The 10,719-nt window shown below is 69.7% G+C and carries 10 protein-coding genes; 4 read left to right on the forward strand and 6 right to left on the reverse strand.

Annotation, left to right across the window (positions count from 1 at the left end; genetic code table 11):
• Nucleotides 1-375 precede the first annotated feature (375 nt).
• Nucleotides 376-966, reverse strand: coding sequence for a hypothetical protein (locus ACIBEA_RS43590; RefSeq protein ID WP_399269964.1), 591 nt, complete (start codon nucleotides 964-966; stop codon nucleotides 376-378).
• Between the two features lie 198 nt (nucleotides 967-1,164).
• Here ACIBEA_RS43590 and ACIBEA_RS43595 point away from each other — a divergent pair, with 198 nt between their 5' ends.
• The gene (locus ACIBEA_RS43595; protein ID WP_399269966.1) at nucleotides 1,165-1,563 is read left to right on the forward strand and encodes an Imm1 family immunity protein; all 399 of its coding nucleotides are present in this window, start codon (nucleotides 1,165-1,167) and stop codon (nucleotides 1,561-1,563) included.
• Nucleotides 1,564-1,603: 40 nt separating this feature from the next.
• Here the strand turns inward: ACIBEA_RS43595 and ACIBEA_RS43600 are convergent, their stop codons facing one another.
• From ACIBEA_RS43600 to ACIBEA_RS43615, 4 genes are all read right to left on the reverse strand, one after another.
• Nucleotides 1,604-1,972, reverse strand: a complete 369-nt coding sequence (locus ACIBEA_RS43600) for a DUF6354 family protein (RefSeq protein WP_399269968.1) — start codon at nucleotides 1,970-1,972, stop codon at nucleotides 1,604-1,606.
• A gap of 369 nt (nucleotides 1,973-2,341) precedes the next feature.
• Nucleotides 2,342-2,995, reverse strand: a complete 654-nt coding sequence (locus ACIBEA_RS43605) for a hypothetical protein (protein ID WP_399269970.1) — start codon at nucleotides 2,993-2,995, stop codon at nucleotides 2,342-2,344.
• 28 nt (nucleotides 2,996-3,023) lie between these two features.
• Nucleotides 3,024-3,332, reverse strand: a complete 309-nt coding sequence (locus ACIBEA_RS43610; protein WP_399269972.1) for a hypothetical protein — start codon at nucleotides 3,330-3,332, stop codon at nucleotides 3,024-3,026.
• A 61-nt stretch (nucleotides 3,333-3,393) separates the two neighbouring features.
• Entirely contained in the window at nucleotides 3,394-4,017 is a 624-nt protein-coding gene (locus ACIBEA_RS43615; protein ID WP_399269974.1) for a hypothetical protein, read from the reverse strand.
• A gap of 176 nt (nucleotides 4,018-4,193) precedes the next feature.
• Between ACIBEA_RS43615 and tap the strand changes: the two genes are divergently transcribed.
• From tap to ACIBEA_RS43630, 3 genes are read left to right on the forward strand one after another with little or no spacing between them, the layout of a single operon-like run.
• The gene (tap, locus tag ACIBEA_RS43620; protein ID WP_399269976.1) at nucleotides 4,194-6,704 is read left to right on the forward strand and encodes a telomere-associated protein Tap; all 2,511 of its coding nucleotides are present in this window, start codon (nucleotides 4,194-4,196) and stop codon (nucleotides 6,702-6,704) included.
• A gap of 20 nt (nucleotides 6,705-6,724) precedes the next feature.
• Nucleotides 6,725-7,300 carry a telomere-protecting terminal protein Tpg gene (tpg, locus tag ACIBEA_RS43625; RefSeq protein ID WP_399269978.1) on the forward strand — a complete coding sequence of 192 codons (576 nt, stop codon included), beginning with the start codon at nucleotides 6,725-6,727 and terminating at the stop codon, nucleotides 7,298-7,300.
• Between the two features lie 43 nt (nucleotides 7,301-7,343).
• Nucleotides 7,344-9,752: a Helicase associated domain protein gene (locus ACIBEA_RS43630; protein WP_399269980.1), complete on the forward strand. Its 2,409-nt coding sequence runs from the start codon at nucleotides 7,344-7,346 to the stop codon at nucleotides 9,750-9,752.
• 241 nt (nucleotides 9,753-9,993) lie between these two features.
• Here ACIBEA_RS43630 and ACIBEA_RS43635 read toward each other — a convergent pair whose 3' ends face one another.
• The gene (locus ACIBEA_RS43635; protein ID WP_399269982.1) at nucleotides 9,994-10,494 is read right to left on the reverse strand and encodes a hypothetical protein; all 501 of its coding nucleotides are present in this window, start codon (nucleotides 10,492-10,494) and stop codon (nucleotides 9,994-9,996) included.
• Nucleotides 10,495-10,719 lie beyond the last annotated feature (225 nt).

The raw sequence follows: 10,719 nt of genomic DNA on the forward strand, positions 1-10,719 counted from the left end.
GTCAACGTCCTGTGGGCCATGATTCGCGACGGAGCGTGCTACCAAGCCATACCACCGGTCACGGCAGCGGCTTGACATCAGCATTGGGAAGCTCCTTAGGTGGGTGCGTGCGCGCCGGAGCATGGCTTCACTGGACGCAGCTCTGACCTGGGACCGAAGGATTCGGCACGGTCGCGAACTGTTCGCTGGAGGGGCTCGTTGCCGCTGAAATCTTCAGTGGCGTGCGGCATGGGGCGGGGGGTGATCACCCCCCGCCGATAGATATTAAGATACATGCAATTCGCGAGATAGGCAACGCCTGGTGATGGGGATGCCTCGACTGGAGCGGGATTGTCTGCCCCAGCCTGTCGCTGGTGGCGGCTGCCACCGTGCTCCTCAGTACAAGCAGACGACGCCGATTCGTACGGCGAGGCCGCACGGGAGACGCCCTGTCCCGTCCAGACCGCTGTCGGAACGGCGGAGGCGGAACCGGTCGAGTCCCTGGCCCGCAGCGGCGGCGATGGCCTCCGGGTCGTCACCCTCCCCGGCGGTCGCGAGCAACCGGACCGTGAAGGCGTCTCCCTGGTCCTCGACCCACAGCTCCGCCACCGGCTGGATCTCCTGGCGCAGTCCGCGTGCCCACGGCTCCAGCGTGCGCAGCAGTTCGGCGGCAGCTGCAGTGGATGTCGAGCGGCCCCTCGTGCCGTTCCCGGCTGCCAGCTCGTCGATCCCGGCGACCAGGACCAGGCCCTCGGCGAGATCAGCCGTCAGCGAGTACGCGGCAGAGCCGCCCAGCCCCGGGCCGAGCGGTGCAGTACCCGCCGCTGCGGCCAGCCGCTCCAGGCTCGCCCGCGTGGTCGCCCCGCCGGCGCACACCTCCGCCTGCACGTCCCGCGCACTCAGGCACAGCCGAAGGGGCTCCACCGGCCCGCAGGCATCCAGCAGCCGGGCGGCCATCTCCACGCCGACCGCGAGGGAAAGTGCCATAGCCGCATTCTCGCCGCCGCACCGCCCGTCCGTCCCCCGGACGGCCACTCCGCACGCCCGGGCCGGCAGGAGCGGGAGACCTGGACGGCAGGCGTGTGGGTGAGAATGGGGACATCTTCAGACGCTGTCCCGGCGCTGTCATCGCCCATATCTGGCCCTGGCTGTTCGGAGACGCCCGATCGAGGCAGGAGAAGCACTTTGACCCCTAACGGCCGCTGGCACCTGCAGGGCTCTGCGGAGCACGCCTACTCCGGTGAGGAAGCACGACAGCTGCTTCGGCATCGGTGGGACTGGGCGAACCAGGAGACGTGGTTCGAGAACGACGCGGGGCGGCTTCTGGGCGTGGTCACCAACGGCGAACGCGCGATGGTCGTATTGCTGGACGGGGACGGCGACCCCGGTGAGCATCTCGTCGATCCGCGCGGCGAAGGCTCGTCCGGGGGCTATCGGCTGTCCAACGGGCAGGCCGACAGCTACGAAGACCGGGACACGGTCGCCTTCGACACCGCCGCCCAAGCCGTCGCGTACTTCATCGAGCACGGCACCTGGCCCTCCGAAGTGACCGTTCAAGGCGAGCGCGCCCAAGAACGCAGCTGATGATGCTCCCCTGAACTCAGCCGAGGGCTCGATCGCCGGGTCAGCCCTGGGCCGCCGCGAGTTCGCCGAGCAGCTCCTTGTGCACCGACATCGCGGCGCTCGCGTACTCCGTCGGCGACGAGCTGCGCCCCTGCACGTCCGCCATGGCCTTCAGGAACCGCGCGTGGGCCGCCTGGTCGGCGTCCTCGACCGCGTCCTCGACCAGACGGAAGGCGCTGGTGGCGAAGCGGCGCAGTGCCACGCTGGTCTTGCGCCCCGCCTTGGCCTGGTTGTCGTGCTCGACCACGCACTCGGCGTGCGTGCCGTCGATGACGCTGACGCGCAGCATCCGTTCGCGGGCCACCATGTCCGGCGCCATGTCCTGCCACAGCTGCCGGAGCCGGACGGTCCCGGAAGAGGTCTTGCTCATGCTGAACTCCTTTGAGAATCAGAGACGGTGGCCGGACGACGGCCAGCGCGCCCGTGACGGGCCTTGATGAAATCGTGGATGACAATGCGGGAATCAGCCCAGCGGGTGGTTTAGCGTCACTCCGCGGCCACAGGCCTCTTCTCGGGAGTAGCGTCTGACCTGCTGTGAGCCCAACTCCGGCTAACGGGTGGCCTTATGAAGCGCCTGTCGGTGTGGGGTCGGCCATGTGTCGACCCCACGCTGCTGACTATGCCCTCATCCTTCCCCCCCACCCGGCGCCCGTTTCGTCGTGCACAGCCAGACAGTGCTTGACCTGTGGAAATGGCATTTTCATCAAGGCCCGACCGTGACGGGGCGCCGGTCGGCACCTCAGATGGTGCCGGCCGGGCTGGAGGGCGGACGGAGGCGGAGGTTGTACGCGAGGACTTCCGCGCCGTAGCGGCAGATCAGCACCCACAACGGCATGGACAGCCCATCCATTTCCGCACGGACCAGCCGGGCGGCATCGTGGATGGCGTGCTGGGCCCGGGCGACGTCCAACGCATCGCCGCGCCGCGCACGGTCCAGCGCACGCCCGGCGTCCAGGACGCGGAGGTGCCCTTCGGGCGTGATCTTCTCCAACCGCAGCGGGCTGACGGGCGTGAACAGCGACGGGACCGGCGGCGCCGGGTCGAAGGCGGGCATGCGCTCTGCGCTGTAGCGGGCGGCGAGCATCTCCACCAGGTACGCCACAGCGACCTGCCAGGCGGCCACATCCCGTTCGCCGGTGCGGACCTGAAACGTGGTGATAGCCCGGTCCGCACACACCTCGGCGCGCTCCAGGGCTCCGGGACCGCCGCCCAGGCGGAAGTCCTCCAGCGCCCGGGCGGACTCGAACATGCTCACCTGCGCGGACGGTGCGTACTCCTCAAGGCCTCGGCGCATGAGAATGTCGAGGCCCTCCTCGACGACGACCAGAGACTGGGGTGTGGCCGGCTCGCCAGGATCGGAGGCGGGACCGGGGTGGGGTGTTCGGGAAGTCATGGTCCTGGTTCCTTCGCGGCGGCTCGGGTCAGACGCCGTTGTTGTCGAGAATGCGGATGATGGTGGCGGCGACCTCGCGCACCTGCCGCGCCGGATGTCCGGCCTTGGACTGCGCCCACTGCCGGGCGGCGATGGCGCGGACCTCTTCGGGGCCGCGGCCCTTGTGGGCAAGCTCCTGCTGGAGCCGGTCAGCGTGCTTCTGCTCGTCGCTCCAGGCGTGAAAGGTGGCTACAACGGAGTCGTAGCCGAGTTGGCCGCTACGGACCATCGCGAAGGAGTTGGCGGCGACCCAGGCCTCGTGCGCGAGGGATCGCAGAGCACGGCTCCGCGCGTTCATCGTGACCTCCGGACAGTGGACGGGAGACGGGGCGGCGCGGTCGCGGCCGCCCCGATCCGGATCAGCAGCCGAGTTCGCATGCCGTCCCCAGGAGCAAGGCCGGGATGTACAGGTCCGGGCAGTCGTTGTTGTCGCGGAGCTCGTCAGGCAGGTCGTCGAAGCCGACGCCGGCCTTCGCGAGTACGGTGAGGAGTTCGTCCAGGTCCTCGACCTCCTGCAGCATGCGCTTCGGCCACAGGGCGCGTACCGGCTCGGGAAGTTCGGGCAGGTCAGTGGGCAGACCGACATCATTCCGGAGGTCGCGCACGGTGCGGCCGTCGGCCGAGACGAGGCGTACGGTCAGGAGCCAGCCGTCTTCGTTCTCGTACATCTCCAGGGCGTCCGCGGAGGGGTACCAGGCGCGCAGCGTTTCTACGAGGTTCCTGGTCACGATGTGGGCCTCGGCCTTCAGACGGTCACGGAGTTCGTTCAGGCGTGCCCAGGCCGCCGGATCTGTTTCACCGCTCCGGTGGCCTTCGTGGCCCTCGGGAGTCAGTGCGGAGTCGTAGCGCGCTTCAGGTTTCGCTGGCAAGTCGTCCTCAGCTACCGGTGCCATGAACCATGCGGTGGAGCATCGAAAGAGGTCACCGGTAGGAGTCTCGCGCAGCCGCTCGGTCACCGAGGCAATGATCTCGTCCTTGGACACAGCAGATCCCTTCCAGGAGGCGGTGAGGCCGTCAGCTCGACCCCAGATATGACAATACTTGTAAATCCCGGGATAGGCAACGATTATATTGCACTCAATCATTGAGTTTCGCGTTGACGACGTTGGGTGCTCGCGGTACGTTAGATTCGCGTTAGATCCGGTGATGGAGGAAGACGATGCTCGACCCCGTGAAGGCGGTGCTCGCTCAGATCCCCCTGGTGGGGCCTGTGCCGCCGCTGCCTGACCCGAAGGAGCGCACACGGCTGCGTGAGGGGTGGGGCTGGTCCAAGACCCAGCTCGCCGAGGCGCTCGAGGTCTCGCGGGAGACGGTGTGGACGTGGGAGAAGGAACCGCCTCGCACTCCCCGTGGCAAGACCGGGCAGCTCTACGCCCGCCTGCTCGCCCACTTCGCCACCAAACTCGACGCCGGTACTCCAGCCCCCACGGTGACCGCGACACCCGCAGCAGCCGTGCCCGAGACTCCCGCCCCCGCGAGCGAGGAAGCCCCAGTCGAGCACGACGAGGACGCGCAGTTCGCGTTCGATTTCGACGTCGAAGACCCGCCTGAGCTCAGCTGGGACACCACCCCGGCCCCAGCGGACGTCCCGGACCCCGAGTACGACATGCCGGGCTCATGGACCGCACTGCCCGAGGGCGACACCCGGCCGTGCGCCCGCTGCGGTCGGCCGACCTCGTTCCTCGTCGCAGACCAGCCCCGCCACGTCTACCTCCAGGCCATGGCCATCATGGGCGTCCCGCGCTGCGGAACCCAGACAGTCGCCGTCCCAGCTCCCACCCTTCCCACGCCCGTGCCGACACCCGCCATGCCGGTGCCGGTGACGCCCGGCGACACCGCCCTCGCCCAGGACGCCGTGACCGAGCCCCCGGACCCCGCTCCCGCGCCGGCCCAACCCCCGGTGCGGGCGGCGGCGCCGCAACGCCCCCCCAAGGCCGCCACCCCGGCCCCACGGCGCAAGACGGCCAAGGCGGCGGCCGTGAAGCAGGTGGCACCCGAGCACGCCGACGGCCCGCTCGCCGTCCTCGACATCACCGGCGGCGCCCTGACCGCCCACCTCGTCGACGGCCGCACCATCCCGTGCCCGGCGAAGACCCTCCAAGCCCTCGCCACCTGGGCCCTGGACAAGAAGAAGATCCGACTCGGCGCGGACCGGCTCCACGACAACGGCTTCCACCAGGACCCGCTACTCGTACTGACCCACGGGGCCGTCGCACACTTCGGCCTGCCCACGGATCTGGCCGACCAGGAAGACCTCCGCCTGCCCGCCGACCACACCATCGTCAAGAACATCCAGAAGGCCGGATGGGAACTGACCAAGTCAGGCCTCGGACCCTGGCCGCGTATCTTCAAGCGCGTCGACGGCCGCCGACACTGCGTCCAGCTCGCGCTCGTACCCTGGCGCGCCCTGGAGACCCGTGCCTGGGGGAACGCCGCCGACCTGCCCGCCCCCGAACTCGCCCGGCTCCTCGGCACCTTCGCCGACCTGGTCCTCACCCCCCGCGGCACGGTCGCCGTCACCGCCGAAGAACTCATGACCGCGCTGCGCCCGCCCACCAAGGCCGTCTGGAGCGCGGAGAGCGGCAAGTACGTCTCGGCCAACGTGCCCGACACCCTGCACACCGTCGTCGACCCCGCCCCGTGCGAGGCCCCCGACGAACACCCCCTGGTCGCCGCCGACTACCCCGAGGCAGGCTCCCGGCCCGCCAGCGAGGCCCTCGACGAAGAGGCATGCATCTGGGTCCGCCCCTACGACCTGATCAGCGACGACGAGCACGCCCGCACCAGCGTCGTCGCCCTCGACGTCGCGGTCGCCTTCCTCGCCGCCTGCCGGCGCCTCCACGTCGGTACCGGACCGGCCATCCACCGCCCCCGCAACCCCCGCTTCGACCCCGAGCTCCCCGGCTCCTGGTACGCCGACCTCTCGAACATCGAACTCGACCCCCGCCTCCCCAACCCCTTCACCTCCAGCGGCGACCGGCCCCAGGGCCCCGCCTGGTACGCCACGCCCACGCTCGAGTACGCCGTCGAACTCGGCGCCGACGTCCGCCCCATGGAAGCCTGGGTCCGCGAAACCCACAGCCCCTACCTCCAGCCCTGGTACGAGCGGCTGCGCGCCGCCTACCTGACCACGATGGCCGGCCTCGGCGTCACCGCCGACCTCGACGACGAGGCATTCCTTGCCGCCATGGCCGGCTACAAGAACGGCGACCCGGCCCTGGTCACCCTCCTCGACGCCATCAAGTCCACCGCGAAGTCCGGTATCGGCAAGCTCCGCCAGCGCCCCAACATCGGACTCGACCACGTCTTCGGAGAGCCTTGGCCCGCCCTGAACCGCAAGACGTGGCGGCCCGACATCCGCGCCATGATCCTGTCGAAGGCGCGGATCAACATGCACCGAAAGATGCGCAACCTCGCCGAAGTCGCGAACCGCTACCCCCTCGCGGTCAACACCGACTGCGTGATCTACGCCGCCGACAGCCTCTCCCCGCTCCCCGTGCTGCTTGGCCCCGACGGTCAGCCCGTACGCGGAGGCTTCCGCCTCGGCGTCAACCCCGGCTCCGTGAAGCATCAGGGCAGCCAGACTTTCCAGTGGGCAGCCGACCTCCTCGCCGACGGCGTGAACATCGCCAACGAGATCAAGGACGCCAGCCTCGTGCGGGCGGCCTGAGACCCTAAGGACCTGAACTCGTGGGACTGATCGAAGACCGCCTGGGGGAAGCCGCGGACACCGCCTTCTCCCAGCCGATCCCCAAGACCCTCGGCGCGCGCGTCCGGTTCCTCCTCAAACAGGAGCCCGGAACCCGCGCCGAGGCCGCCCGCGCCGTCGCCGAGAAGATCGGCAAGAGCCAGCGCACCGTCGAGCGCTACCGCGACAACGAGATCAAGACCGCCAAGGCGGACACCACGGCCGTCATCGAAGCGGAGGTGAAGAACCTCTGGCAGCCCCTCGTCCGCGCCCGCCGCCTCCAGGACGCCATCACCCACAAGGGCATCAAGGTCGACGTCCGCGGGACATTCGGATTCACCTCCCCGCGCGGCACCACCAACGACCCCCGCCACCGGCGCATGACCCGCCGCCTGGACGCCGACACCGCGCGCAAGCTCTTCGAAGCCAAAGCCACCGGAGCCAGCGACAGCGACCTCGCCCAGATCGTCGCCAACGGGCTGAGGGACGACTACTTCACCGACGGCGGCACCCGCGCCCAGTCCCTCCAGCAGGTCGAGCTCACCGGCATCGACCACATCCGCTTCGGCATGGACTGACCACCCACACCCCCTCGTCTCTCCCGAAAGGCCGACCGTCACCGTGGCCGTATCCACCAGCACCGGCGAAGCACCCCCGAAGGTGCGGCTGCGCAAGCACCAGTCCCAGGCCGTCCACGCCGCCCAGACCGCGTTGCGGCAGTCGGACCGGACCACCGTCGTCATGGCCTGCGGCACAGGCAAGACGTACGTCGCCGCCCGAACCGCCGCCCGCGTCGCCCCCCAGGGCACCCGCCTGGTACTGCTGCCCACTATCGACCTCCTCGCGCAGACCATCGACGACTGGCGCACCGCCGGCCTGACCGGACCCGTCCTCGCCCTGTGCTCCAAACGCCCGCCCGTCACCGGCGACCCCGTCCCCCGCACCACCGACCCCGCGATCCTCGCCGCGACCGTCAGCCGGCACCCCGACCTCACCGTCTTCGCCACGTACCACTCCCTGACCCGCGTCACGGCCGCACACCACGACCGCGCCCTGCCGCCCTGGTCGCTGATCACCGTCGACGAGGCCCACCGCACCAGCGGCGACCTCGGAAAACGCTGGGCCGCCGTCCACGACGACGCACTCGTCCCCGCGCACAAGCGCCTCTACCTCACCGCCACCCCGCGGATCTGGTCGGCCGGCGAGCCCGACGAAGACGACGATGCCCCCCTCGTCGCCTCCATGGACGACCCCGGCCTCTACGGCGAGACCAGCTACCGCCTCCCCCTCGCCGAGGCCATCGACATAGACCTCCTCGCCGACTACCGCGTCGTCGTCATGGAAGTCCACGAGGCCACCATCCGCACCCGCCTGGGAATCTCAGACCGGGCCACCGAAGCCGAACTGCGACAGGCCGCCCTCCAGATCGCCGTCCTGCGCGCCATGGCCGAACTCGACCTGTGCCGCGTTGTCTCCTTCCACCACCGCGTCGCCGACGCCCACACCTTCGCCACCACCCTCCCCAAGGCCGCAGCCCTCCTCCACGCCGCGGACCCGACCGGAACCGGCTGCCCCGACCCCGGCGAGCTGTGGGCAGCCGCGATCGACGGCACCCAGGACCCCGACGTACGCCGCCACCTCCTCGACCGGTTCGACGGCAGGCCGTTCGGCGAACTGGCGCCTGCCCACCGCACGGTGATCGCCAACGCCCGCCTCCTCGGCGAAGGCGTCAACATCCCCAGCATCGACACCGTGGTCTTCGCCGACCCCAAAGAATCCATCGTCGACACCGTGCAGGCCGTCGGCCGCGCCCTGCGTCAAAAGCCCGGCCAGGGCAAGAAGGCCACCCTGATCGTCCCCGTCTACGTCGCCCCCGGCGAGGACACCGACGATCTCCTGGGCTCCAACCTGTACAAGCCGCTCTGGCGCGTCTTGCAAGCCCTACGCGCACACGACGACCGGATCTCCGACCGCCTCGCCGTCACCCAGCAGCCCTCCCGCCCCGAACCGAACGACGACGAACACGGCGCGCACATCCCCCTCGACGTCACCTTCGACCACCCCTTCCCCGCCGACACCATCGCCCAGGCCTTCCGGCTGCGCGTCCTCTACCCGCGCGACGCGTCCTTCCGTCGCGGCCTGGACTCCGCCACCGCCTACTACGAGACCTTCGGCCACCTCGACGTCCCCCAGCTCCACGACGACGAAGACGACTTCGCGCTGGGCCGCTGGATCAACCGCATGCGCAAGGCGTACGCAGCCGGCTCCCTCAAACCCCGCCAGATCAAAGCCCTCGAACACATCGGCATGATCTGGAACCTGGTCACCCAGGCAGCAGAACGAGGCCTGCTCCACGCCAGCAACTGGGCCGCCGCCCACGGCCACCTCGCAGCTCCCTCCGCCGAGATGATCGGCGACTTCGCCTTCGGACGCTGGCTCACCTACCGCCGAAGCGCCGCCCGCACCCGGACGGAGAAGGGCCTCGCACCCGATCCCACCGACACGGCCCTCGCGGAGATCGACCCCTGGTGGAACCCCCCGTGGCCGATCACCTGGCAGCGCCTCTACTACACCGCCCGCACCTACGCCGACGCCAGCATCACCCTCGATGACCTGCCCGCCGACTTCCTCACCGACGACAACGAACCCCTGGGGGAATGGGTCGCCACCCAGAGCCGCGCCTTCCCCTCCCTCCACCCCGCGCAGGCCCAGCTCGTCACCGAACTCGGCATCACCCCCGTCGAGCCGGCAGCAGACGAGGCTCCGCAGCCCGCCGGCCGCGCCGCCCGCCAGCAGCGGCAGTTCGAAGCGGGCATCAACGCCGTCGAGGCCTTCCGCGCCCGGGAGGGCCACGTCCACATCCGGCAGCGCGACACCGTCACCGTCGACGGCGCCGAGCACAAGGTCGGCCAGTGGCTCAACAACCTCCGCAAGCGCTGGGACACCCTGCCCGAAGAACACCTCCAGGCCGCCACCGCCGCCGGACTGACCCGCCACGCCCAGCCGGCCAACGCCGACGCTGGGCAATGAGCTGCGAACAGCCAGCCCCACTGCACCGGGGTGGCGCCCCGGCGTGGGCTGGCTAAGGGCGTCCGCCAATAGGGGCGGGTGAAGGAGCGGGCCTCGTCATGCTGACGGTCGCACGGCGGCGTGGGGCGGTACTCGTCCCCGACAAGGCATCGGGCGTAGTCCGTCAGGGCGGCGGGCATGGAGCCGAGACTACGGCGCGATGATCCGCCGGCCAGGGCCTAGCGTGGCCACCCTGCGGCGGTCAGGTGGTGACGTCGAGCATGTAGTTGTTGGTGATCACGAACGTCACCAAGTTCGTACCCGTCCCGAAGGTGCCGGTCCCGGAGTCACGCGCCTGGCCGCCGGCTCCGCGTTCGGTGGCGTTGCCAGACGCCGCAGTGGTGTCCCGGTCGAAGCGGCGGTCGATCGTGAACTGGAGGGACTGCCCCGTGTCCGTCCGCCTGAGGGTCTCGGTGGTCCGCGTCTCGTAGAAGAGGGCTCCGCTGCCCGTCACCGAGCCGGAGATCGTCAGCTGCGCAGGGAAGGACTCGTCCGGCGTAGCGCAGCGGAAGTTGCTGGCGCTCTTGCCGTCGACGGCGCCGTTGACAGGATGGACGTTCACGTTGATCGAGCCGGCGCAGTTGAAGGTCGCCATCATCGCGCGACCGGGGTTGGCTGCAGCCGCGGGTGCCGTGACTGCAGCAGCCACGAGCAGGGCCGCCGCCGCAGTGGCAGCCCTGCCACGCGCAGACACGGGCAACATGACGGTCCTCCTTGGACCTGCTGCCGCGGGCCCCGTGAGGAGCCGGGCGACGAGAGTGCGCTTCATGGTGTCCATGTTGTGATCAACGAAAACGAATCAACTAAGACACCATGGTCCGCCGGACAGGCCTTACTGACTTCAGCTCGTTGGGGTGATTCTGTCCGAACTCCCTGATGGGTGTGGGTGGGTGGCTGTATCCGTGGTGTGTGAAATATGCGGATGGGG

The organism is Streptomyces sp. NPDC051555 (genome assembly GCF_044454405.1).
Taxonomy (GTDB): domain Bacteria; phylum Actinomycetota; class Actinomycetes; order Streptomycetales; family Streptomycetaceae; genus Streptomyces.